Source organism: Lacticaseibacillus thailandensis DSM 22698 = JCM 13996 (assembly GCF_001312865.1).
GTDB lineage: Bacteria > Bacillota > Bacilli > Lactobacillales > Lactobacillaceae > Lacticaseibacillus > Lacticaseibacillus thailandensis.
Genome location: NZ_BBER01000004.1, coordinates 1 through 24,436 on the forward strand (window position 1 = coordinate 1; position 24,436 = coordinate 24,436).

Below are 24,436 nucleotides of genomic sequence, written 5' to 3' on the forward strand. Positions count from 1 at the left end.
CTTGAAGTACACAATCGTCGCCCCTGAGCCACCTGCATTCGCCGGGGCGTACCCAAAGCGCGCTACGTTACGGTTCTTCTTGAGGTACTCCGTAACCCCGTTGCGGATCGCACCCGTACCTAAACCATGAATAATCGTGACCGTCGGATAATTGGCCAGGAGTGCCGCGTCAATGTACTTATCAAGGTTGGTCATTGCCTCCGCGTACCGTTGTCCACGCAGATCCAGCGTGGTCGACGGGCCACTCCCCGCGCCCTGGACGTGCGTCCGGGCCGTGTGCGGCTGCTCCGTAGCCGGCGTGGCCACCTTTTCCAAGCCAGACTCAGGCACTGCCATCTTCATGATGCCGACCTGCACCTGCCATTCATGGTTACCCTGTTGCTTCAATAGGGTCCCCGTCTGGCCGTACTGCAGCACCTTCACCGTATCGCCAGCGCGTAACGTTGCATGGTTGCGCGCCTTTTTGAGTACCTTATTACGCGCCAACGGCGTATCCTGATGCAGCTGGTGCAGCCGCGTCTGGGCGTCAATCACTCCCGCGTCATTGACCGTCGCACCGCGCTGCATCTTGCGCAGCGACTTGATGATCTTGTCCGCCTCAGCCTGGGTGTCCGCAACCATCCGGTTAGCTTTGTCCCGGGCGGCCTGCAATTCCTTATCTTGCCGCATCTTCAAATCAGAGTACGCCGCCTGCAGCTGTGAGTGCAGCTTGGTGGCTTCATCCAGTTGCTTTTGCAGGTCCGAATCGGTCATCGCCGCCGCCTGCCGTTCCTTCTCCAGGTCCGCAATCATGTTGTTCAGGTCGTGCTCATCATCACTGATCAGCAGCTTGGCCCGGTCCACAATAGCCTGGTCTAAACCCAGCCGGGTAGAAATTTCAAAGGCGTTACTACGACCCGGAATACCGATCTGCAACCGGTACGTCGGCTGCAACGTGTCCATATCAAACGCCATCGATGCGTTCGTGGTACCAGGGGTGTTGTAACCGTACAATTTCAGCTCGGGGTAGTGCGTCGTGTCCACCACGTACGCCCCAATGCGCCCAACCTCGTCCAAAATGGAGATGGCCAAGGCCGCCCCTTCCTGGGGGTCGGTCCCTGCACCCAGTTCGTCAAATAGCGCCAGGCTATCCTTGTCAAGTTCACCGAGAATCGCCACAACGTTGGTCATGTGCGACGAAAAGGTACTGAGATTCTGTTCAATTGACTGCTCGTCACCGATGTCCGCAAAGACGTTACTGAAAACCTTCACCGTGCTGTGTTCAGCGGCCGGGATAAATAATCCCGCCTGCGCCATCAGGGACAGGAGCCCCAAAGTCTTCAGGGTAACGGTCTTCCCGCCAGTGTTGGGCCCGGTAATAACAATACTCTGATAGTCACCACCCAGCGTAATGTCGTTCGGCACGACTTTGTCCGCATCAATCAGTGGGTGTCGCGCCTGCCGCAAGTCCACAATGCCTTCATCGCTAATCGTGGGCTCCGTGGCCTTGATTAACGCAGCGTACTTCGCCTTAGCGTTGATGAGGTCCAAATGGCCCAACACGCTGGCATCAGCGCGTAAGCCGTCCGTCTCCGGCGCCACCTTAGCCGTTAAGTCAGTCAGAACGCGCATAACCTCTTGGCGTTCTGCCACCTGGGTTTCACGCATCCGGTTGTTCAAGTCCACAACTGCTTGCGGTTCAATGAACAACGTTTGGCCGGTGGCGCTTTGATCATGCACCACCCCACCAAAGCGACTGCGGTTCTCCGCTTTGACCGGAATCACGTACCGGTCATCACGAATCGTGATGATGGGCTCGCTGAGGTACTGCGCCGAATTACCACGGGTGTAGCCTCCATGCGTTCGCGAATATCGCGTTCCATGGCTTGCATTCGCCGCCGAATTCCGTGTAACTCCGGGCTGGCCTCGTCGGTTACATTACCATCTTCATCGATGGCCTGTTGCAAGTCACGCAACAATCCCGGCAATAACGTGAGTTGTTCCTGCATCTGATAGACACGACGTAACTCCACGTTTTCCCGTAAATCCGTCAAAAAAATCATCTAACGCCGTCACCGTTCGCAGCACGCGCACGATGCCAGCAAATTCGGAGCCGTCAAGGACGCCCCCAATTTCGGCGCGCTTTAACGCCGTCGTAATATCCGGGACGGCCGCGACCGGGAGGCCACCACGGAGCCGTAAAATGGTCGCCCCATCAGCGGTTTCGTCGAGGCGTTGTTGCACCTTGGCGGGATCACTACTGGGACGCATCCGTCCGGCTAGCTTTTGCCCAAGGGCAGTGACGGCCTCGGCCCGCACGGCTTCCTGGATGCGGTCAAATTCCAGTTGTCCTAATATTTTGTGCTTCATTACAAAACCTTTCTCTTCGTTAAACCATTAAATAATGTCATTGACCGATCCACCAACTGTGGAGCAACCACGAGAAAATTGGTGTGTGCGGCACCATGACTTTGGCCAGTAAGGAATGGCCCAGCGCGGCCTGCAAACCGTCAACCGGCACCATGGCCGCCAAGTACAGTACCATCACTACAAACAAGTAGGCGCCCACGCCGCCGAGAATGCCACCAATCCAGTGGCTACGCTTAGCTGACATTGGGTAATAAGCCAAATCTTGTACTAACAAGCAGGCAATACGCACCAACACCCAGCCAATCGCAAACACGAACATGAACGAAAAGGCTAGGTAGAACTTATCGTCCAGCCGGAGCCTAGTGCCTGGCTAAAGAAAGCAAAGTGGCTCGACATGGTCGCTGACGGGTACGGAATCCACAACTCGAAGGCCGGCTTAAATACCCCCGCTAATAGTTTGGCCAGTAGGAAAACCACCACGTAACCAATAAACATTACACCCTGGAGCATGGCCCCCTTGCGTGCGCCAGCATAAACGCTGTACGCGATAAACAGTAAAATTATCAGTGTTAACATATTTTCCCCATCCGTGATTGCCCGCAGGCATATAATATCGTTCCTAATTCTACCACACCGCCACGGGGTGCCTATGCAAAAGTGCGTGGTTAGTGCGCTGGGACGCTCCGGTTTGATGAAACTTCTGGGTGTTAGTACGGAACCCCCAGCTACCCGGGACATGCTAGCCACGCAGCGATGACAACCACACAAAACTGTACAGACAGACAAAGGCCGGAACGCGTTTGCGCTCCGGCCCGGTTAGTCGACAGACTACTACATGTCTTCATCAGCCAAGAAGGTGTTTAAAACCTCCTCGACCATGTTCCATTCGTCATCATCTTCGATGGGGAACAGGTCACCGGCACTGGCATCCCCGTTCTCATCTGGTGTGAAGGAAAACGCCTCAATCTGGACGTCATCGTCATCGTCGTCGATGCCTTCTGGGTACAGCAATACGTAGCTCTTCCCATAATCATCAGAATCAAACGTGAACAGCACGTTGTACAATTCTTCATTACCATTGTCATCAATCAGCGTAATCTGCTGGTCGTCCGCGCCTGGGCGAATGTCGTCTTTTTTTATCTGCCATTGTGGCCTCCATTCCGGCGTAAGCTAATCCTGTTGGGTTAACTTACCCCGTGCGTCAAGATAGTTCTGCAAAATAAATTGTGCCGCCATCTTGTCGATAACTTGCTTCTGTTCACGACGCGACACATCCGCCTCGTCGATCAACACCCGGTAAGCCGAAACTGTAGTCAAGCGCTCGTCGATAAAATCAACTGGTAGGTGAAACTTCTTGACCAACCGTTCCGCGTACGCCTTGGTCTGCGTGACCCGCGGGCCTGCGGTATTGTTCATGTTTTTGGGTAGTCCCAGCACAAAGCCGTCCGGCTGATACTTAGCCACCAGCTGTTTGAGCCGCCCCATGCCCAAATTACCGTGTTCCTCGTCGATGGGAATGATCTCTAACCCTTGGGCCGTCCAGCCCAACAGATCGGATACCGCTACCCCCACCGTTTTAGAACCGACATCTAAACCGAGTAACCGCATTATTTCTCCTTACCCAGGTAGTGACGGACTAACTCTTCAATAATCTCATCGCGTTCATGCTTACGAATCAAGTTCCGAGCGTCATTGTAGCGAGGAATATAGGCCGGGTCCCCCGAAAGCAGGTAGCCCACAATCTGATTAATCGGGTCGTAACCCTGTGCTTCCAGCGCATCGTAGACCGTCTTTAATGTGTCCTCGACGTTCTTCGGGTGGTTGTCCCGGAAGTTGAAGTGAACCGTTTCGTCTAATGAACTCATACCCAACACCTCTATTCGTTTCGTCTAACCCAATTCTACTTGATGGTTTGCCAAAGTACAAACCCTTTGCGCCAAAAAGTTTAGCGTTTTCAATCGCAACAGGTCAACTATTTGGCCGCAAGCCAATCATGCGCCTGCTTCAGTGCATCATCGATTCCCGCCGGCTTTTTCCCACCAGCTTGGGCCATATCGGGACGACCACCGCCGCCACCACCAACAGCCGGCGCAATGGCCTTAATCAGTCACCAGCTTCACGCCTTGGGCAATGGCGTCCTTGCTGGCCGCAGCCAGCAGGTTAACCTTTCCGCCAACCGTTGTGGCCAAAACCAGTACGTCGGAGCTACCCTTATCGTGCCACTGGTCGCCCAGCTCGCGCAGTTCCTTCATGCCCGCGACCTTCACGGCTTGAGCAATGATGGTGAAGTTGCCCGCCTGGTCGACCCGGTCAAAGATACCAGCGGCTGCTTGGCTGGCCAACTTACTCTGCAGGGATTCGATCTGCTTTTGCGCATCCTTGAGTTCCTGCTGCAAAGCGGACACTTTAGCAACCGTATCTCCATCCTTGGTGACTTTCAGTTGGTTGTTAATGGCACCCAACTGGTCAGCCTGGTGGGTCAGGTACTCAAACGCTTCTTTGGACGTGACCGCCTCCACCCGGCGGGTACCGGCACCGATGCCGCTTTCGCTGGTGATCTTAAACAGCCCCAACTCGGCGGTGTTCTGCGGGTGCGTCCCACCGTCAAATTCCTGGTTAAAGTCACCGATGGAAACGACCCGGACCACATCACCGTACTTATTATCAAAGACGGCAATGGCACCGAGTTTCTTCGCTTCCTCAATCGGCATTTGCTTGGCCGTAATTGGCAGGGCCCGCCAGATCTGTTCGTTGACCATCCGCTCAACCTGCCGCAACTGGTCCTGGGTCACTTCGCCAAAGTTGGTGAAGTCAAAGCGCAGGTAGTTAGGCTCCACCAGGGAACCGGCCTGGTGGGTGTGCTCACCCAACACGTTACGTAACGACTGGTCCAACAGGTGGGTCGCCGTGTGGTTTAGTGACACCTTGTGGCGTCGCTGGGTATCGACAGCCAACGTGTAACTGGCCCCCTGACGCAATTCACCCTCAACACGCACCCGGTGCAAGTTCTGCCCGTTCGGCGCGTGCTGAACGTCAGTAACACGACCAACTTCATTACCCTGGCGTCGCTGATGGTCCCCCAGTCGGCGACCTGGCCCCCCATTTCGGCGTAGAACGGCGTCTTATCAAAGACTAACTGGGCCACCCCAGAACCAACCACCTTCACGGCCTGGTCATCCTGGATAATATCCGTCAGTACCGCGTTGTCTTCGTGCACGCTAGTCCAACCGGTAAAGTGGGAATCAGTCTTGATGTCCATCAGTACCGTATCCTGGCTACCCATAGACTGGGCGTTACTCCGGGCCTTCCGGGCACGCTCCCGCTGCGCCTCCATGTTGGCCTTGAACCCATCCATGTCGACCGTCAAGCCGTTATCCGCCGCGATTTCACCCGTCATTTCTACGGGGAAACCATAGGTATCAAATAGCAAGAACGCGTCATCGCCACTGATCTGCTTACCGTGCGCAGCTTTGACTTTGGCCATCACACCGTCCAGCATGTTGATGCCGGCATCCAAACTCTGACGGAAACGGGCTTCCTCCGACCGGATCACTTTCTGAATGAAGTCCTTGTTCTGCAATACTTCCGGGTAGTACGACTGCATGATTTTACCCACCGTTGGTACCAGTAGGTACAGGAAGTCGTGGTCAATGCCCAACCGCTTGCCGTTCACCACGGCGCGGCGAATCAACCGCCGGAGCACGTAGCCACGACCTTCATTACTTGGCAACGCCCCGTCACCAATCGCAAAGGTGACCGCCCGGGCATGGTCCGCAATAATCTTGAACGCCACGTCGTCCGTAGCGTTAGCGCCGTAGTGTTTACCAGCAGACAACTCCTCCGTCTGCTTGATCAACGGCAAGAACAAGTCGGTTTCAAAGTTGGTCGGTGCGTTTTGCACCACGGACACAACCCGTTCCAGACCCATCCCCGTATCAATGTTCTTGTGGGGCTGGTCCACGATGCGACCGTCTGGTAAGTGGTTGAATTGAGAGAAGACGATGTTCCAAATTTCCAGGTAGCGTTCGTTTTCCCCACCAGGATAGTTTTCGGGGTCATCCTCGGACACGTTATTTAAGCTCTGTCCACGGTCGTAGAAAACTTCGGAATCGGGGCCACACGGACCACCACCAATATCCCAGAAGTTGTCTTCAACTTTGTAAATGTGGTCGGCAGGCACACCCGCCTTTTCCCACAGTTCGAGGGCATCAGTATCCTTAGGGTAAACCGTGATGTACAGCTTATCCTTGTCTAGTCCCAGCCATTTGTCGCTGGTCAAAAATTCCCACGCCCACGGGATGACTTCCTTCTTGAAGTAATCGCCCACGGAAAAGTTACCGAGCATTTCAAAGAACGTGTGGTGCCGGGCGGTTTTACCGACGTTTTCAATATCGTTGGTGCGAATAGACTTTTGCGCGTTGACGATCCGTGGGTTGGCCGGGATCACGGACCCGTCAAAGTATTTCTTCAGCGTGGCAACCCCGGAGTTGATCCACAGCAAGGTAGGATCATCCTTGGGGATCAGGCTCGCACTGGGCTCCACGTCGTGCCCCTTACTCTTAAAGAAATCAAGGAACATTTGCCGTACTTGTGCACTACTGAGTTGCTTCATGACTACTCTCCTGTCCCGCCGGCCTTTCTGGTCGACGTGCCGTATTGATATTACCCATTGCCAGCTGATTGGCAACAAAAAAAACATCCTTACAAATCCGAGGACGCCTACGCGCGGTACCACCTCGGTTGCAACGATGTTGTCGTTAACCACTTCATTAATTGATTATATTCAGCTCGCATCAGGGAGCACCACGGCGACGGGCTCGGGTCTTCGCAGTTACCGACCCTTCCTGAATGGGCACCATTCGTCCGTGGCATATCCTAACTGTTTCATTATAGTGACGCTATGGGGGCGTGTCAACGCTGGCTACTATGCCTTGTCCAAACCCTTGGCCTTATTCTTACGTTTAGCGTTCCGCCGAGCGTTACGCTTCTCTACCCGGTTGTTGAACCACGCTTCCTTCTCAGCCGCCTTGCGCACCTTCTTCTTGTAGCCAGGCATATGCTTCTTCTGCTCCTTCTTGAGCATGCCGTAGATGTTGCCAGAGAGCCGTTCGTTCTTCTTGGTGCGGGTAGCGCGCCGGTTCCACTCACGCCCGGGGACGATTTCACCCCGGACGATGGCTTTGGGTTCAAAGTGGATGCCCATGTGTTCCAGTTCGGCCAACTTGTGTTCTTCACCCGGTTTGTACAGCGTGATCGCAATCCCGCTCATCCCGTTACGTCCAGTCCGGCCAACGCGGTGAATGAAGAATTCATTGTCGGTCGGAATTTCGGCGTTGATGACGTGGGACACACCCTCAATATCAATACCACGGGCGGCCAAGTCCGTTGCTACCACAAACTGGTACTTCTGCTGGGCAACGGCCTTCATCACCCGCCGCCGCTCGCGGGGTTCAACGCCACCATGGATCTTGGCGGCCTTGATTCCTTGCGCCTTCAAGAACGCGTGAATTTCGTCCACCCGCTCCTTGGTGTTGGCAAAGATCAGGACCAAGTATGGTTCGCCAATTGTGAGCAACTGGTAAATGATCCGGTTGGGATCCTGACCCTTAGTACTGATCACCCAGTTGGACACAGAATCGGCAATTACCGTCTTGGGCTTCAACTCGATCATCAATGGATTGTGCATATATTTTTTTCAGGAATGGCTGTAGCTTTTGCGGAATCGTCGCCGAGAACACCATCATCTGGAGGTGTTCCGGGAAGGTACCCGCAATCTGGTCCACCACGTTCAAAAAGCCCATGTCCAAGGTCATGTCGGCTTCGTCCACAACGAACGTCTTGACCGTAAAGCCGGTCAACGCGCCGCTACGCAAGAGGTCCAAAATCCGGCCAGGCGTCCCGATTGCGAGGTGCACCGCGTGGTGTTCGAGTTTACGCAACTGCTTCTGCTTGTCGGTCCCACCGACAAACCGGCCGACCCGTACTGGACTGTCGTCCGCCAGTAGGTCCGTGGCCGTCTTGTAAATCTGGTTAGCCAGCTCCCGACTTGGCGCCGTGATCACAGCCTGTAGGGTATCTTCATCGGAATCAATGTTGTTGAGGATAGGCAACAAGAACGCCAACGTCTTGCCAGACCCGGTCTGGGATTGACCCACAATGGACTTACCCCGCAACGCCTTCGGAATCACTTGCTCCTGAATCGGCGTTGGTTGCACAAAACCATCCCGGTTCAGTGCGGCAATCAAATCATCTTTGATTGCGTATTGTTGAAATTTGTTTTCCATGCATTACTCACTTTCTGATGGTGCCTTGGGCGTTGCCGCCAGCAAGGCATCCAGTTCGTCATAAATCTGGTCAATTTCGGCCCGGTCGGCGGCTTTGGCCCCACTAGCCAGTGGGTGGCCACCCCCATTGTGGGCCCGCGCGATGTCGTTGATCACGGCACCCTTGGAGCGCAGACTAACGCGGTAGTTACCTTCGGGTTGTTCAGTACACATGGCCCAAGCCCGGACTTCGTTCAAGCGGCCGGCAGAACCAACGGCAGCCTGATACTGATCCGCAGCAATACCCAGGTGCTGCAGGTCGGCCTGACTGATGACCACCACGGCGGCGCCATGCGCACTGATGCGCATGTGCTGCTCATCAATGGCTAATCCCTGTAACCTGGCTTGGCCTAGCGTGACTTCATTCATCTTTTGGTTCACCGCGGATGGGTCAAAGTCGAAGCCATACAATAATGCTACGTCCCGCAACGTGTGGGCGGTGGTGTTGTTGTACATAAACCGGCCAGTGTCCCCAACAATGCCGGCGTATAGCAAGCGGGCCGCGGTATTGTCCAACTTGAGTTGCCCGTCACCGTGCGTGACTAGGTCCACCAATAACTCACTCGTACTGGAGGCGTCTGGTGCCACCCAGGCCAAGTCACCATAGGGATCGTCATTGGGATGATGATCAATTTTGATCAGCTGCTTGCCCTGGTTAAAGCGGTCGTCATCGATGCGCGGCGTATCCGCAGTGTCGACCACGATCACCAGTGCGTTCTGGTAATCGGCATCCTCGACATGGTCCATGGTTGCCAACCACGCCAAACTGGGACTGTCAGCCCCCGTCACCTGGACCCGCTTGTCGGGAAAGCTAGCCTTGATAATGGCCGCCAACCCACACTGGGAACCAAAAGCGTCCGGATCAGGCCGCTGGTGGCGATGGATAATAACGTGGTCTGCAGCCGCAATGGCCGCAACAATATCTTCTTGAATCATGATTGCCTCCGTACTCGTAAATTCACCACCTATGATTATACCATGCCCGCCGTGACGCCGCTCGTTTAGCGAATTATGGGCGGTTTCCGACTCACTAGTTATACCAGTAGCCATAAATCACTCACCACTAATGCAACGGTAAATCAACATTTTCAAACGACAACGGTGCCAGGCCCGTCACGGTAATCCCCACTAATCGCAATGACGCGCTGGTGTCAGTTTCTTCATTATAAAGTGTCCAGGCTGCCGCTAGGATGTCGTCAGCCTCCACGAAGTAACGTTCACGGGTGGTGCGCCGTGTCTGCGTATTGAAATCGACGTCGCGCACTTTCAACACAACCGTCGTTCCGTGCCGTTGCTTCTGGCGTAGCGTGGCACTCACCTTAGCTGCCAGCATCGTCAACTCCTGGCGTACCGCCGCCGCACTTTGTAACGGTGGGTTGTAGGTCCGCTCCTTGCCGATGGACTTCCGCTCTTTGACCTCGATGGGGTGGTTATCAATACCCCGAGCGTGCAGTGCCAACATGAAGCCAGCTTTACCTAACTCCCGCTGCAACATACCGGGATCCGCTGCCAACAAATCAGCGCCGTTCTCAATACCCAATGCCTCCAACCGCGGCAACGTCTTCTTGCCAACACCGCGGAACTTCCCAATCGGTTGCGGGGCCAAAAAGGCTTGCGCCATTCCCGGAGTAACGACCGTCCGCCCACCGGGCTTATTGAATTCCGACGCCATCTTGGCTAAAAACCGATTGTACGACACGCCAATAGCGCATGTAAGCCGCGTTTCACGCTCAATGGTCTGCTGCAACCACAAGGCCAAGGCGATGGTTGTCGGAAAGCGATGGTTATCCGTCACGTCGAGGTAAGCTTCGTCGAGGGCAATGGGTTCGATCCGGTCGGTGACCTGGTGGAAAATAGCATGGATCTGGTCGGACACCGCCCGGTATTTTTCAAAGTCGGGGTCCTTAAACACCAACAAACGGCGTGGTACTTTACGCACCGCTTCAATGGCGGGCATGGCCGAGTTGACCCCATACTGGCGCGCCACATAATTGGCCGTGGTGATGACCCCTTTGCCCCCTGTTTGCCGGGGGTCATGGGCAATCACCAGTGCACGGCTACGCAAAGACGGATCATCACGCATTTCGATGGACGCGTAGAAGGCGTCCATGTCGACGTGAATAATTTTGCGACTCGTATCGTTGGGTATTTGTAACCGAAATAATGGCGCCAACATGCACACCTCCCTTACCGAACATATTTTCGCACATGTCCCCGACACTGGCAATTACCGCCCGCTGTTCCTGGGCAATACTAGCACCAGTCAAGGGCTTGTCCCGTATCGGCATACCTGCTCGAGCAAACTACCATGGGCGCCTAAACACAAAAAAAAGCGCCGCTAACGACGCTCATTCGATACTATGCCAAACTATGCCAACATCACGCACGCTTTAGGCGCGTTCACGGTTGAAATGCCGCTCGCCCACGTGCAAAACCTGCGTCAAACCAAACGTCAGGACGAAGTAAATACATGCCGTCACGATCAGCGGTAGGAACGCCTCAAACGACGCGCCTTGCACCACCGAAGTCTGGAAGGTCAATTCGCCGACCCCAATCACCGAGACCACGGACCCTTCCTTAATGACGGACACAAACTCGTTGCCCAGTGCCGGCAGAATGGTCCGCAGCGCCTGGGGCAAAACCACTAGTTGCATCGTTAGCTGCCGCGATAACCCTAGGGAGCGTGCCGCTTCGCCTTGCCCAACCGGGACCGCGTTTAACCCCGACCGAATAATTTCGGCCACGTAAGCCCCGGAGTTGAGAAACATCGCAATGGCCCCCGAAACAAACCCCGATACGTTCAACCCAATAATTTGGGTGCCAAAATACACGATAAATACCTGGATCAGCAAAGGCGTACCGCGCACAAACTCTACGTAAATATTACCAATGGCTTTGATGATCCATACCCGTGACCGTTTCATCATGGCCAGTAAGGTACCCAAAACAAAGCCGACCGTTACGCCAATTACCGCGAGTGCCAAGGTGTATTCCGTCCCCTTGACAAAGTATGGCGCGTACTGCTGGTAAAATGATTTCTTTTGCACCATTTGCTTCATGGCCGCATTCCGCCACTTGGTGATTGGTTTGCCAATGACCTCGCGGTGCAAAATGCGGTTCAACTTGGCTTTCAGTACGGGTGAATTTTTCGGCAACACGATGGCCGACTCACCCCCACCACCAGGAATTTTAACCGGCGCAGTGGCGAACTTGTCGGACTGCATCTCGTACGACTTGGCCGTGGTGGTAGGCACCACGATGCCATCCAGTTTACCCTGACTCAACTGCGCGGCCTCATCCGTCACCTTTTTCAGTGACGTGACCGTGGCACCATGCAGATACTTTTTTTGCTTGGCCCTCCTGGATGGTGGTGATTTGGGCCCCAATCTTGGCCCCGTGAAAGTCATTGAGTGAGCGATACTTGTTGCGATCCTGCTTCTGCACCAGTACCACGTTGGGGTCATTGAAATAAACGTCCGTAAAGTCGACCTTTTTCTCCCGCTCAGCGGTTGGCGTGATGCCCGAAACCACCAAGTCAACTTTACCCGACTCCAACGCCGACAATAACGCATCGTTACTCATCTCCACCAGCTTCAACTTCACACCCAAGCGCTGCGCAAGCAGTTTATCCATGGTCACGTCAAAGCCAATGATGTGGTCCTTACCGCCAATGGTGGAATGAAATTCGTAGGGGGCATAATCGGGCGATAACCCGACCCGCATGACCCCTGTCCGTTTAATCTTGGCCCAAGTTGCGTCCGCCGTCGCTGCGTGTAGGTTGTGCACGGGCGCCATCCACGCGTCCACCACCACACACAGCGTAATGATGGCGGCCCACAGCCAGCCTTTGCCTTTAATCCACGGTTGTCCCTGCATACGCATCCCCCAATAGCTGTTTACCAGTCGCCACTTGTTGTCGCACAGAATCAAAACCAGTACCACCAAGTGACTGCCGTCGTTCCACGGCCATGACCGGATCGAGGTCGTGGTACACATCAGCGGTGATTAACGGGCTGGCCGCCTGCAATGTGGCGAGGGGCATGTCTTGCAAGGGTGTGTTGGTCTGAATACCCATGAGTACCAGTTGCCCAACGATGGCGTGCGCCTGGCGGAAGGGTAGCCCCTTAGCTGCCAAGTAATCGGCCAGCTCGGTAGCGTTACTAAAGTCAGCTTTGACCGCGTCGCCCATACGGTCCGCTTTAATGTGGAGAGTGGTCAACATCCCGGTCATCACGTGCAGTGAACCCATGATGGTGGTGGTAGCGTCGAACACACCCTCCTTGTCCTCCTGCATGTCCTTGTTGTAAGCCAGCGGCAACCCCTTCATCACCGTCAGCAACCCCGTCAGGTCACCGTACACGCGACCAACTTTGCCCCGGATCAGCTCGGCGTAGTCCGGATTCTTCTTCTGCGGCATGATCGATGATCCGGTCGCGTAAGCGTCGTCCATCTCTACATATTGATATTCATAGCTACTCCAAAGCACCAGCTCTTCACACAGCCGCGATAGGTGCATCATCAACATGCTCGCGTTGGCGAGGTACTCAATGGCAAAGTCGCGGTCGGACACCGCATCTAACGAATTGGTATAAACGTGCTGAAAGCCCAACAACTCCGCCGTTTCTTGCCGGTCAATGGGAAAAGTTGTCCCGGCTAACGCTGCCGCGCCTAATGGTGAAATGCTGGTGTGCTGTTGATTGAAGTCAAAGCGCTCCACGTCACGCTGCAACATATTGAAGTAAGCCATAAAATAATGTCCCAGGGAAATCGGCTGGGCGTGCTGCAAGTGTGTCGTGCCCGGAAGAATGGTCTCCACGTGTTGCTCGGCTTGGTGCACTAACACCACCTGGAGCTTCTTCAAACTGGCAATTACTTCTGGCAGCCGGTGCTGGACCCACAAATGGAAATCAGTCGCAACTTGGTCATTCCGCGACCGCGCGGTGTGCAACTTGCCGGCTAACGGACCAATTTTAGCCGTGAGGAGTGCCTCGATGTTCATGTGGATATCTTCGTTGGCCACGGTCAGTTCCAGTCCGCCTTGGGTTAGTTCCTCGCTGAGTTCCTGAAGGCCGTGCTTAATGGTTGCCGCCTCGTCCTGACTGAGGATACCCGTATCCCCCAGCATGGTGACGTGGGCGATGGAACCCTCAATATCCTCAGCGGCCATAGCCTGATCAAAGTCGATAGACGCACCAAATTCCTGTGCAAACTCAGGGCTCACGGCGTTAAACCGGCCACCCCACATTTTCTTAACGGCCATTTCTGGTCCTTCCCTTCAATAATGTCTGTGCGTGCACGCTATGCCATTACGCTTCCTGCGGTTTCTTGGCGGTTTTGCCGTTGACCTGGCTGTACACCGTGGTTGGTAGGCTCCACAACTTGATGAAACCAGCGGCGGCTGCTTGATCAAAGGAGTCAGCCGACGTGTATGTCGCCAGGTCCTCGTCATACAGCGAGTTGGCCGACTTACGGGCCACCGCTACGGCGGCACCCTTGTACAGCTTCATCTTGACCACGCCGTTCACCACCTGCTGCGAATTATCGATAAAGGCATTCAGGGCATCACATAGTGGTGAGAACCACAACCCGTTGTAAATCATGTTCGTCAGTTGCTGTTCAACAATCGGCTTAAAGTGAGCCAGGTCCCGTTCAAACGTCAGGTCCTCCAAGTCCTTGTGGGCGGTCATGATAACCGCTGCAGCCGGTGCTTCGTAAATTTCACGGGACTTAATGCCCACCAGACGGTTTTCAATGTGGTCGATGCGGCCGATTCCATGCGCCCCCGCAACCTTATTTAGTTGCAAAATCAACTTAAATAATGGTAATTCTTCACCGTTGATGGCAACTGGTAACCCGTGGGCAAAGGTTAGGTCCAAGTACTCCGCTTCGTTGGGCGCATCCTCCGGGGCCACCGTCAAGGCGTAGGCATCAGCTGGCGCCTGGTTCCACGGATTTTCCAGAATGCCACACTCGTTCGCACGCCCCCACAAGTTTTGGTCGATGGAGTACGGCGAATCCAAATCGATTGGAACCGGCACGTTGTGGGCTTTGGCGTAGTCGATTTCCTCTTCACGAGACCAGTGAAAATCCCGAATGGGTGCTTCGATTGCCATGTCGGGGTCCAACGCATGAATGGCGGCTTCAAAACGTACCTGATCATTACCCTTCCCGGTCGAACCATGTGCAATGGCCGTGGCGCCAGTTTCGTGAGCAATATCGACTAACTTTTTAATGATCAAAGGCCGCGACAAGGCAGACACCAGCGGATATTCTCCCTCATACAATGCGTTGGCCTTGATGACCGGCGCCACATACTCATCGGCAAATTCGGCCATCCCATCAATGGCGTAACTGGCAACGGCACCAACTTGTAAGGCCTTCGCCTTAATAAAGTCGATGTCCTTATCCATTTCACCAACGTTTAAGTTCACGGCAATGACCTCGTACCCCTTATCCTTCAGCCACGGAATCGCGACGGATGTATCCAAACCACCAGAATATGCCAACACAATTTTCTTCATGAGTAATACCTGCCTTTGTCTTTGTGTGTAAATATACGTTTATATGTGTGTCAGGATTAGCTGATGCATGTATCATAGCACGCCATATTCACAAAATAAACACCTAAAATACATTTTTTTGCCCTTTTTGGCCTTTTTTTTATGCGTTTCTATTGCACTTTATGCAAATAAATGTATACTAGCCATATGAATATTTAGCGCATAAACATGCGCACATGTGTTAATTAGCCTGACGACTGCACGCCAGTGTCAGGCGTACGCACTGAAACCAAATCAAGGAGTGATCCATATGTACAATCAATTTCATCAGCGGTCATTGTTAGCTGAGAAGGATTTTACCGGGGCTGAATTTTATACCCTCATTAAATTTGCCGAACACCTGAAGGACCTCAAGGCCCATAACATTGAACACCATTACTTGACCGGTAAAAACGTGGCCCTTCTCTTTGCCAAAACCTCAACCCGGACACGTTCGGCGTTCACAGTAGCCGCCACCGACCTCGGCGCCCACCCCGAATTTCTGGGCGCGCACGACATTCAATTAGGTAATAAGGAATCCCTGGCTGACACCGCTAAGGTGCTGGGGAGCATGTACGACGGCATTGAGTACCGCGGCTTTGCCCAAAGTACCGTGGCCGCCCTCGCCCAGTATTCCGGTATTCCCGTGTGGAACGGTTTGACTGATGACTGGCACCCCACGCAGATGCTCGCTGACTTTATGACCATTGACGAACTGTGTGGCCACGTCAAGGGGATCACACTGACCTACCTGGGTGACGCGCGCAACAACGTGGCCAACTCCTTATTGGTTACCGCCGCCATGCTGGGGGCCAACATCCACCTAGTGGGACCCCAGGCGCTGCAACCCGCTGCGCACGTTCAGACCATCGCCCAACAGTTTGCGGCGCAGTCCGGTAGTGACATCCTGATCACCGATGACCTAGTAACCGGGCTGGCAGGTAGTGATGTGCTCTATACCGACGTGTGGGCGTCAATGGGTGAAGAGGACGCCTGGGCGCAACGCATTAAACTCTTACAACCTTACCAACTGAACATGGACGCGGTCACCGCCACGCACAACCCAAACGTCATTGTGCTCCATGACCTGCCAGCGTTCCACGATCTCAACACCACGATGGGTCAACAGATTCACGAAGAGTTTGGTTTGGACGAGCTAGAAATCACCGATGAGGTATTCAACGCCCCCTTTGCTCACCAATTCCAGCAGGCGGCCAATCGACTCCACACCATTAAGGCGGTCATGGCGGCAACCCTTGGCAATCCGTTCATCCCCACCGTCATCGAACCACAATAGGAGGTCACCAACATGCAACGTTTTCTGGTTCTCGCTAACGGGTCCGTGTATCCTGGCACAGCGTTTGGGGGTACACAACCCGTTACTGGTGAAATTGTGTTTACGACCGGGATGACCGGGTACCAAGAAGCCATCACGGATGCGTCCTACCACCACCAAATTTTGACCTTCACCTACCCACTGATCGGCAACTACGGGATCAACCTCCACGACAACGAAGCCCACGGCCCTCAAGCCAGTGCCATCGTCGTCCACGAGGTGGCTCGTCGCCCCAGCAACTGGCGCTGCGACTGCAGCCTGGCGGACTGGGCAGCAACTAACGATCTACCCGGCATCACTGACGTGGATACGCGGGCCATAACCCGCGAGTTGCGCGAAGCTGGGGTAATGAATGCCACTATTGTCGATCAGGTGACACCGACCACCATCGAACAACTCCAGCAACCGCTACCCGTGACGCCACCCTCAACCGTGCCCACGATTACCACCAGCCAAGCAGTGCACCCATACCGCATTGGCGTGCTCGATTTTGGCCTCAAACGGTCCATCTTGCGCGCTTTGCAGGACCGCGGCGTTCAGACGGTCGTCTTTCCCCCAACTACCAACGCGGCCACCATTCTGGCGAGTGGCGTCGACGGGATTCTGCTCTCGAATGGACCTGGCGACCCAACCGCGCAAACTGCCGTGTTACCCACCATCCGCGCCTTACAAGCACGGTTACCACTAATGGCTATTTGTCTTGGCCATCAGCTCTTTGCGCTGGCCAACGGGGCGCGAACGTTTAAGCTCAAATTCGGCCACCGCGGTTTCAACCACGCCGTACGGGATCTGGCCCACGGAACCACGGCCTTTACCGCGCAAAACCACGGGTACGCCGTTGATCCGCAATCTTTGGCCCACACCAACCTCACGGTCACCCACGTGGAGATCACCGACCACACCATCGAGGGCCTTAAGTTACGAGATCACGCGGCGTTCTCCGTCCAGTTTCACCCGGACGCGACCCCCGGCCCGCACGATTATGGCTACTTATTCGACGATTTTATTGCCATGATCAGGTCACAACACGAAGCAAAGGAGGCGCTCCATGCCCAAGCGCAATGATATTCACAAAATTTTGATTATTGGTTCTGGCCCGATCATCATCGGTCAGGCGGCGGAGTTCGACTACTCTGGTTCCCAGGCGGCCATCTCCCTACGTGAAGAAGGTTACGACGTGGTGTTAGTCAATTCGAACCCGGCCACCATCATGACGGATGAAGCAATGGCGGACAAAGTCTACATCGAACCGCTGACCCTACCTAGCGTCAAGGCAATCCTCCACAAGGAACACCCAGACGCCATTTTGCCCACACTCGGCGGCCAAACAGGACTCAACCTAGCCCGCGAACTGGTGCACGATGGCATCCTGGATGAATTGGGGATTGAGCTCTTGGGTACCAAGATGACGGCTATCGCCACGGCCGAAGATCGAGAATTATTCAAAGACTGATGGGACGGCTGGGCGAACCCGTGCCCGCCTCACAAACGGTAACCACCGTGCAGGCCGCCGTCGCCTTTGCCAATGCCAACGGCTACCCGGTCATTGTCCGCCCCGCCTACACCATGGGTGGTACGGGTGGGGGCATTGCCCACGACGCTACCGAACTGACGCACATTGCGACCACCGGCCTGGAACTCAGTCCGGTGACCCAAGTGCTGATTGAGCAATCAATTGCCGGTTACAAAGAAATCGAATTTGAAGTCATGCGCGATGCCGCGGACAACGCGCTGGTGGTGTGTTCAATGGAAAACGTTGATCCGGTGGGCATTCATACCGGTGACTCCATTGTGGTCGCCCCCACCCAAACGTTGTCTGATCGTGAATACCAGATGCTGCGCGACGCGGCCCTGAAAATCATTCGGGCGCTACACATCGAGGGTGGCTGTAACGTCCAGATGGCCTTGGATCCCCACAGCTTTAACTACGACATCATCGAGGTCAACCCCCGGGTGTCCCGTTCCTCCGCGTTGGCTTCCAAAGCCACAGGCTACCCCATTGCCAAAATGGCCGCCAAAATTGCGGTGGGCCTCCACCTCGACGAAATCATGAACCCCGTGACTGGTACCACTACGGCCGAGTTTGAACCGGCACTGGATTACGCGGTGGTGAAAATTCCGCGGTGGCCATTCGATAAGTTCGCCAGCGCCGACCGGACCTTGGGCACCCAAATGAAGGCTACCGGTGAGGTCATGGCCATTGGGCGCAACATCGAAGAAGCCTTAAACAAAGCCGTGCGGTCCCTCGAAATCGGGGTCACCGGCTTGTACGACATGCGGTTTAGTCACCACACCACTACAGCTTTGCTTGATGCCCTAATGCCCGCCCGTGACGACCGGTTATTCATGCTGGCGGAACTGCTCCGGCGCGGCTGCACCATTGCCCAGCTCCACGACCGCACCGGCATCGACGCGTTTTTCCTGGACAAGTTGCTCCATATCGTTGAAATCGAGCGGGCGTTGAGCGCCGGACCCGTCACTAGCGACCTGTTGACCACGGCCAAGCAAAACGGCCTGGCGGACCAGACAATTGCCCAACTAACCCAACAATCAGCGGCCCAGGTGCACACCGACCGCGTTCAACAACACGTCACACCCGTCTACAAAATGGTCGACACGGTCGCAGCTGAGTTTGCTTCCAAGACACCATATTTTTACTCTACGTATGATCAGTACAACGAGTCCCAGCCGCTGTCCAAACCCGCCGTGCTAGTTTTAGGTTCCGGCCCGATTCGTATCGGCCAGGGCGTAGAGTTTGATTACGCCACGGTCCACGCCGCGGAGACTATTCGCCAAGCTGGGTACGCCGCCATCATCATCAACTCCAACCCCGAGACGGTGTCGACTGACTTTTCCGTCTCGGATAAACTCTACTTTGAACCCCTCACCTTTGAGGACGTAATGAACGTGATCGACCTGGAGCACCCCATTGGGGTCGTGGTGCAGTTTGGTGGCCAAACCGCCATCAATCTGGCCCAAGCGCTCCACGATGCGGGCGTGCACATTCTCGGTACGACCTTGACGGACCTGAACCGGGCCGAGGACCGCGAGGAGTTCAACCAGGTGATTCAAACACTCGGGTTACCCCAGCCGGCCGGCAAGACCGCACTCACCACTACGGACGCCATTGCGGCCGCCAACAGCTTGGGCTACCCCGTACTCATTCGGCCGTCATACGTCCTCGGTGGTCGGGGTATGGAGGTGGTGTACTCCGAACCAGAGTTGCGCGACTACATCGATCGCGCCGTGAAAATTTCTAACCACCACCCGTGCTGATCGATTCCTACCTGCAAGGGCAAGAAGCAGAACTGGACCTCATCAGTGACGGGACGACCGTTGTCATTCCGGGTATTATGCAACACATTGAGCGCGCGGGGGTACATTCGGGCGACTCGATGGCCGTCTACCCGCCACAGTCACTCAGCCCCACCGTTCAAGCCGCGATGGTGCATGACGCCGTCGCGTTGGCGCATGCACTGAGTACTGTCGGCATCATGAACGTGCAGTTCGTCATTCATGACAACGTACCGTACGTGATCGAGGTCAACCCGCGGGCGTCGCGGACCGTGCCGTTTATTTCCAAAGTTACGCACGTACCAATGACGCAATTGGCGACCCACGCAATGTTGGGCGACCACCTACCAGCACTGGGTTACAGTACTGGCCTGGTCACACCGACTACCGGTATTCACGTCAAAGCACCCGTCTTCTCGTTCACCAAGTTGCCAGGGGTCGATCCCCTGGTGGGTCCGGAAATGAAGTCCACCGGTGAGGTCATGGGCAGCGCCACTACCCTGCCGGCGGCCATCGCCCGCGCCTTTGCCGGAGCCAAAGTCGTGGTGCCCGACCACGGCACCATTGTTTTGAATGGTGACCCCCGGCAAGATGCAGAGCTGATCCCCCTTGCTCAAGAGTTGGCCCAACTACACTACCAATTAGCTGCCGATCTGCGGACTGCCACCGTCCTCGCCCGTCATGACATCACGGCCCGAGCCGTGGTGCGTCCGGACGTAGCTCTGCCACCCGGTACGGTGCTGGTGGTCAGCACCGCCCCAGTCACCGACCAAACAGCGGTGCAACTTCGGGCGACCACCCTGACGCAACAGCGGCCCCTGCTGACCGCACTAGATACGCTCCACGCCTGGATCCAAACCCAAGTCCCAGTCCAGGTATAATCACTAACGGGCACCATCATCCTTCCTGGGCGGAAAATGATGGTGCCCGTTTCCGTTGCATCAACACGGTTGACATGGCGGTGGAAGCGCTCTATTCTATAATATGTAATGACATATTTTAAAGGAGCATTTTATTATGACAGCATATTCACTTGACGACTTTGCCCGTTTAATTGACCATACTAACCTGCACGCCGACGCCACCCGCGCTGACATGATCAAGTTGTGCAACGAGGCGAAGAAATACCACTTCAAGATGGTAGCCATCAACCAGGTACAGTCCGCTCTGTGCGCCGAGCAGTTACAGGGCACTGACATTGACACGGGCGCGGCCATTGCCTTCCCACTGGGCCAGACCAGCATCGCCGCGAAGGTTTTTGAAGCCAAAGACGCCATGGATCACGGCGCCAACGAAATTGACTACGTCCTCAACATCACCGAACTCAAGGACGGCAACGACGATTACATTGAGGACGAAATGACCCAAATGGTTGCTGCTTGCCACGAACGGAACGTGCCGTGCAAAGTCATCTTTGAAAACTGCTACTTGACTAAGGAAGAAATTGTGCGGGCAGCGACCATCGCCAAGCGGGTCCGGCCAGACTTCATCAAGACGTCGACTGGCTTTGGTACCGGTGGCGCAACCGTGGCTGATGTCCGGTTGATGAAGCAGACGGTTGGCGACGCTGTCCACGTGAAGGCAGCGGGTGGTATCCGCAACTCCGACGACTTTCTGGCCATGATTGAGGCGGGAGCGGACCGCATCGGCACAAGTTCCGGCGTCAAGATCATCGAGGCTTTACGGCGGCGGATGGCGGACGACCACGTGGACAGCATTGCCATCAACCGCTAAACGGATTCGTGCTGGTGTGCGTTGGTTGATGTAGCAACTTTCTGCTGATCACCCTGATTTGCGCAGGCGGTGGGGCTCCGGCAGAAGGAGATGCTGCGCCATAGTTCACATAAGCCACAGGCACGGACTAGCCCCCAAATGCACATCACTTCCTCATCGCCCACTAGCCACTGTGCTACACTGATGACCGAGGAGGTGCGTTGATGACACAGCCAAAATACCAATTAATTGCTCAAACCCTGCGCACCCGCATCGAGGAAGGTACCTACCCGGAGGGACAATTATCCCCAAGGAAGTTGACCTCGCTGCCAGTTTCGGCGTTAGTCGCCCCACCATGCGCCAAGCCATCCAGTTGCTCGTCAACCAAGGTCTGCTGGAGCGCAGGCAACGCCGGGGTACGCTGGTACGGCAAAGCAAAATTGCACAACAATTTACCCACGTCATCCAAAGTTACAATCAAGAAATCGCCGCTAACGGCCGTTGTGGCCGGACCGACGTGCTCTCATTTTGTCAGGAACCTGCCACGGAAGAGATTCAGCAAGCTCTCCACCTGGATGCCGGCACCACGGTTTACCAACTGGTGCGGCTACGCTTTGCCGATGATGAACCCGTCGTCCTAGTGACGACCTACCTGCGTAGCACCATTGCCCGGACTAGATCAGGTCGACTTTGCCCACCAATCCCTATACGCTGAGCTAGAGCGCCGCCACCTAGCCATTACTAGCGTTAACCGTAAACTGGAGGTGGTAGCCGCCGATAACGAAACTGCCGCCCTGTTACAGGTGGCACCCGGTGCCCCGACGTTTTATTTCCACACCCGGGGTCAGGTTAGCGACGGCCACACATTAGAATATTCCATCGCACAGTACCGTGGGGACAACAACTACTTTACCTTTAACATTAATCGTTCCTGAAGACCCAAAAAGGCCGCTTCCACGAAGGAAGCGGCCCTTTTTTTATTATACGTGCATCCACATTGCTTGTTAGTAACGTGCCGCTACAAAGTCGTGCAGTGGTTTATTTAGCGGTACGAATTTCACCGCTTCTTTGAATGGTACTGACAGCATTGCGTCGTCCGCATCCTGAGCCAATTTAACCGCCCATGTTGGGTCAAAAAGCAACTGCTGACCCACCGCGACAACTTCCGCATTCTGGAGCACGTTCGTCACGTCCTGTCGTGTGCGGACACCACCAACCCCAATGAGTGGGAGTTTGCCCTGCAATGCTTCGTGGACGTATGCCAAAATTGACTGATCTTGGTAGTCATCTGCCCGCGCGACCCGATTATAGTCGTTTTGTGACAGGTGGATATAATCAAGCCGGGTCTCACGGAGCTGGGCCAATAGCCACAACGTATCGTCAAAGCGGATACCGGGAGTTTCAAATTCTTCTGGCGATACCCGGTAGCCGACCAGGAACGGCCGGTCAGCGTACTTATCGACCGCCGCAAAGACACTGTCGAGCAACTCACGAATGAACCGGTATCGCCGCTGTCGATCACCACCGTAATCGTCCGTCCGTCGGTTAGAGTGCTGGGAGAAGAATTGCTGGATCAAGTACGTATTCGCACCGTGTAGTTCAACCCCATCAAAGCCGGCCTGGATGGCTCGCCGGGTGGCCTCACCGAAGGCAACAACGGTGGCGTGAATTTCGTCAACAGTCATTGCCCGTGGCGTCTCCGCCCCGGGACGTGGCGCCGCGACGGCGCTAGCGGACACGGTCTGTTCCCCGGACAAGGTCGCCCGGTTGGTCATCCGCCCGGCGTGGAAGATCTGGACGAAGGCCTTCGCACCTTTGGCCTGAATGGCCCGCGCCAGGGCACCCAATTCTGGAATCATGTCATCATGGGCAATTGACAACTCCCCCGGCCAGCCCTTGCCGCCATCCTGGACGTTGGCTGCACCAGTAATAACCGCGCCCAGGCCACTAGCACGGTTAGCGTAATATTGAATCTCGTCACGCGTGACGGTCCCGTTATAAAAACTCTGTTGCGTGGTCATCGGTGACATTACGATACGGTTGCGCAGGGTCACCCCAGACTTAAACTTTAGTTGCTCGTCAAACTTAGTCATTGTTTGCCTCCTGTAACACCTGAATTGTTGCTTTACCCACACCACGAGCGGACTGCGGATTTTGGCCCGTGATCAGGCGCCCATCAACCACCACGTTCTCCGTATATGCAGCCGCCTTGCTGTAGTTGGCACCGGCCCTCTTCAGGGCGTCCTCAGCTAAAAACGGTACGGCGTCAGTTAACTGGTTGATTTTTTTCCTCTTCGTTCGTAAAGCCGGTAACGTGGCGACCGGCGATGAATGGTTGCCCCTCGGCATCCTGCATGGCCAGTAAGCCAACCACTCCGTGACAAACGGCAGTGACCAAGCCACCCCGTTGATAGATTGATTGCGCAATTGCCGCTACCGCCGTGCTGTCAGGAAAATCCCACATCACCCCGTGGCCACCGGCATAGTAGATAATGTCGTAATCATCGGCATTAACCTGATCGGGACGCAATGAGTGCGCCAACCGCCGCTCACGGTACTGAGCATCGCCATAGAACCGCCAGTTGGTGGCATCCATAGCATCGGGCGCTAATGATCCCGGATCCAACGGCACATATCCACCGGTTGGGCTAACGTAATCCACCGCGATGCCATGATTAGCCATCACCTCATGAAAATGCGTCGCTTCACTAAGCCACACACCCGTAGCACGGTTCATACCAGCAAAGCGTGCGGTATTGGTCACCACAATTAACGCCTTAGTCATTATTCAGGTCCCCTTCTTATACTAATTGTTAATACATATTTCAGTATGCATACTTACTAAAAGTATGTCAAGTGAATAACACGCTACCGGCTGGCTG

15 protein-coding genes and 6 pseudogenes are annotated in these 24,436 nt (G+C 55.0%); 5 read left to right on the forward strand and 16 right to left on the reverse strand.

The features are described 5' to 3' along the window. The 14 genes and pseudogenes from JCM13996_RS06510 to JCM13996_RS06570 all read right to left on the reverse strand — a co-directional run. A pseudogene (locus JCM13996_RS06510) lies at positions 1–2,349 on the reverse strand (endonuclease MutS2); the annotation flags it as partial. A gap of 37 nt (positions 2,350–2,386) precedes the next feature. After that, complete coding sequence (locus JCM13996_RS12440) at positions 2,387–2,668, reverse strand: CvpA family protein (protein ID WP_054750522.1); 282 nt, start codon at positions 2,666–2,668, stop codon at positions 2,387–2,389. Positions 2,669–2,679: 11 nt separating this feature from the next. Further along, complete coding sequence (locus JCM13996_RS12445; protein ID WP_054750523.1) at positions 2,680–2,925, reverse strand: CvpA family protein; 246 nt, start codon at positions 2,923–2,925, stop codon at positions 2,680–2,682. 255 nt (positions 2,926–3,180) lie between these two features. Then, positions 3,181–3,489: a DUF1292 domain-containing protein gene (locus JCM13996_RS06525; protein ID WP_054750524.1), complete on the reverse strand. Its 309-nt coding sequence runs from the start codon at positions 3,487–3,489 to the stop codon at positions 3,181–3,183. A 30-nt stretch (positions 3,490–3,519) separates the two neighbouring features. Beyond that, positions 3,520–3,957, reverse strand: coding sequence for a Holliday junction resolvase RuvX (gene ruvX / locus JCM13996_RS06530; RefSeq protein ID WP_054750525.1), 438 nt, complete (start codon positions 3,955–3,957; stop codon positions 3,520–3,522). Further along, positions 3,957–4,214 carry an IreB family regulatory phosphoprotein gene (locus JCM13996_RS06535; RefSeq protein ID WP_054750526.1) on the reverse strand — a complete coding sequence of 86 codons (258 nt, stop codon included), beginning with the start codon at positions 4,212–4,214 and terminating at the stop codon, positions 3,957–3,959. The genes ruvX and JCM13996_RS06535 overlap by 1 nt, the downstream gene beginning before the upstream one ends. A gap of 107 nt (positions 4,215–4,321) precedes the next feature. Next, positions 4,322–6,961, reverse strand: a pseudogene (gene alaS / locus JCM13996_RS06540) (alanine--tRNA ligase). Positions 6,962–7,273: 312 nt separating this feature from the next. Beyond that, positions 7,274–8,633: pseudogene (locus JCM13996_RS06545) on the reverse strand (DEAD/DEAH box helicase). A 3-nt stretch (positions 8,634–8,636) separates the two neighbouring features. Continuing rightward, positions 8,637–9,608 (reverse strand): DHH family phosphoesterase, encoded by a 972-nt coding sequence (locus JCM13996_RS06550; protein ID WP_054750527.1) that lies wholly within the window; start codon positions 9,606–9,608, stop codon positions 8,637–8,639. A 127-nt stretch (positions 9,609–9,735) separates the two neighbouring features. Then, positions 9,736–10,848 carry a DNA polymerase IV gene (dinB, locus tag JCM13996_RS06555; protein WP_054750528.1) on the reverse strand — a complete coding sequence of 371 codons (1,113 nt, stop codon included), beginning with the start codon at positions 10,846–10,848 and terminating at the stop codon, positions 9,736–9,738. Between the two features lie 214 nt (positions 10,849–11,062). After that, positions 11,063–11,956 carry an ABC transporter substrate-binding protein/permease gene (locus JCM13996_RS11790; protein ID WP_225353513.1) on the reverse strand — a complete coding sequence of 298 codons (894 nt, stop codon included), beginning with the start codon at positions 11,954–11,956 and terminating at the stop codon, positions 11,063–11,065. 10 nt (positions 11,957–11,966) lie between these two features. Then, a complete protein-coding gene (locus JCM13996_RS11795) occupies positions 11,967–12,548 on the reverse strand; it encodes a transporter substrate-binding domain-containing protein (RefSeq protein ID WP_225353514.1) in 582 nt (193 codons plus the stop codon). Then, complete coding sequence (gene argH, locus JCM13996_RS06565; protein ID WP_054750529.1) at positions 12,526–13,932, reverse strand: argininosuccinate lyase; 1,407 nt, start codon at positions 13,930–13,932, stop codon at positions 12,526–12,528. Before argH ends, JCM13996_RS11795 begins: the two co-directional genes overlap by 23 nt. Before the next feature lie 46 nt (positions 13,933–13,978). Continuing rightward, the gene (locus JCM13996_RS06570; protein ID WP_054750530.1) at positions 13,979–15,193 is read right to left on the reverse strand and encodes an argininosuccinate synthase; all 1,215 of its coding nucleotides are present in this window, start codon (positions 15,191–15,193) and stop codon (positions 13,979–13,981) included. Positions 15,194–15,482: 289 nt separating this feature from the next. Between JCM13996_RS06570 and argF the strand changes: the two genes are divergently transcribed. From argF to JCM13996_RS12620, 5 genes and pseudogenes are all read left to right on the forward strand, one after another. Then, positions 15,483–16,508: an ornithine carbamoyltransferase gene (argF, locus tag JCM13996_RS06575; protein WP_054750531.1), complete on the forward strand. Its 1,026-nt coding sequence runs from the start codon at positions 15,483–15,485 to the stop codon at positions 16,506–16,508. Positions 16,509–16,520: 12 nt separating this feature from the next. Next, a complete protein-coding gene (locus JCM13996_RS06580) occupies positions 16,521–17,612 on the forward strand; it encodes a carbamoyl phosphate synthase small subunit (protein WP_054750532.1) in 1,092 nt (363 codons plus the stop codon). Next, positions 17,596–20,722: pseudogene (gene carB, locus JCM13996_RS06585) on the forward strand (carbamoyl-phosphate synthase large subunit). The gene JCM13996_RS06580 and the pseudogene carB overlap by 17 nt, the downstream one beginning before the upstream one ends. 136 nt (positions 20,723–20,858) lie before the next feature. After that, positions 20,859–21,575 (forward strand): deoxyribose-phosphate aldolase, encoded by a 717-nt coding sequence (deoC, locus tag JCM13996_RS06590; RefSeq protein ID WP_054750533.1) that lies wholly within the window; start codon positions 20,859–20,861, stop codon positions 21,573–21,575. A 283-nt stretch (positions 21,576–21,858) separates the two neighbouring features. After that, positions 21,859–22,489, forward strand: a pseudogene (locus tag JCM13996_RS12620) (GntR family transcriptional regulator). Between the two features lie 69 nt (positions 22,490–22,558). Here the strand turns inward: JCM13996_RS12620 and JCM13996_RS06600 are convergent. Then, entirely contained in the window at positions 22,559–23,647 is a 1,089-nt protein-coding gene (locus tag JCM13996_RS06600; RefSeq protein WP_054750534.1) for an NADH-dependent flavin oxidoreductase, read from the reverse strand. After that, positions 23,640–24,339: pseudogene (locus tag JCM13996_RS06605) on the reverse strand (type 1 glutamine amidotransferase domain-containing protein). The gene JCM13996_RS06600 and the pseudogene JCM13996_RS06605 overlap by 8 nt, the downstream one beginning before the upstream one ends. Positions 24,340–24,436: the final 97 nt, after the last annotated feature.

Coding starts and splice junctions, on each gene's coding strand:
- JCM13996_RS06580 (WP_054750532.1), top strand. CDS start 16,521: ATGCAACGTTTTCTGGTTCTCGCTAACGGGTCCGTGTATCCTGGCACA.
- JCM13996_RS06570 (WP_054750530.1), bottom strand. CDS start 15,193: ATGAAGAAAATTGTGTTGGCATATTCTGGTGGTTTGGATACATCCGTC.
- JCM13996_RS12445 (WP_054750523.1), bottom strand. CDS start 2,925: ATGTTAACACTGATAATTTTACTGTTTATCGCGTACAGCGTTTATGCT.
- JCM13996_RS06600 (WP_054750534.1), bottom strand. CDS start 23,647: ATGACTAAGTTTGACGAGCAACTAAAGTTTAAGTCTGGGGTGACCCTG.
- argF (WP_054750531.1), top strand. CDS start 15,483: ATGTACAATCAATTTCATCAGCGGTCATTGTTAGCTGAGAAGGATTTT.
- argH (WP_054750529.1), bottom strand. CDS start 13,932: ATGGCCGTTAAGAAAATGTGGGGTGGCCGGTTTAACGCCGTGAGCCCT.
- ruvX (WP_054750525.1), bottom strand. CDS start 3,957: ATGCGGTTACTCGGTTTAGATGTCGGTTCTAAAACGGTGGGGGTAGCG.
- JCM13996_RS06550 (WP_054750527.1), bottom strand. CDS start 9,608: ATGATTCAAGAAGATATTGTTGCGGCCATTGCGGCTGCAGACCACGTT.
- dinB (WP_054750528.1), bottom strand. CDS start 10,848: ATGTTGGCGCCATTATTTCGGTTACAAATACCCAACGATACGAGTCGC.
- deoC (WP_054750533.1), top strand. CDS start 20,859: ATGACAGCATATTCACTTGACGACTTTGCCCGTTTAATTGACCATACT.
- JCM13996_RS06535 (WP_054750526.1), bottom strand. CDS start 4,214: ATGAGTTCATTAGACGAAACGGTTCACTTCAACTTCCGGGACAACCAC.
- JCM13996_RS12440 (WP_054750522.1), bottom strand. CDS start 2,668: ATGTTCGTGTTTGCGATTGGCTGGGTGTTGGTGCGTATTGCCTGCTTG.
- JCM13996_RS11795 (WP_225353514.1), bottom strand. CDS start 12,548: ATGCAGGGACAACCGTGGATTAAAGGCAAAGGCTGGCTGTGGGCCGCC.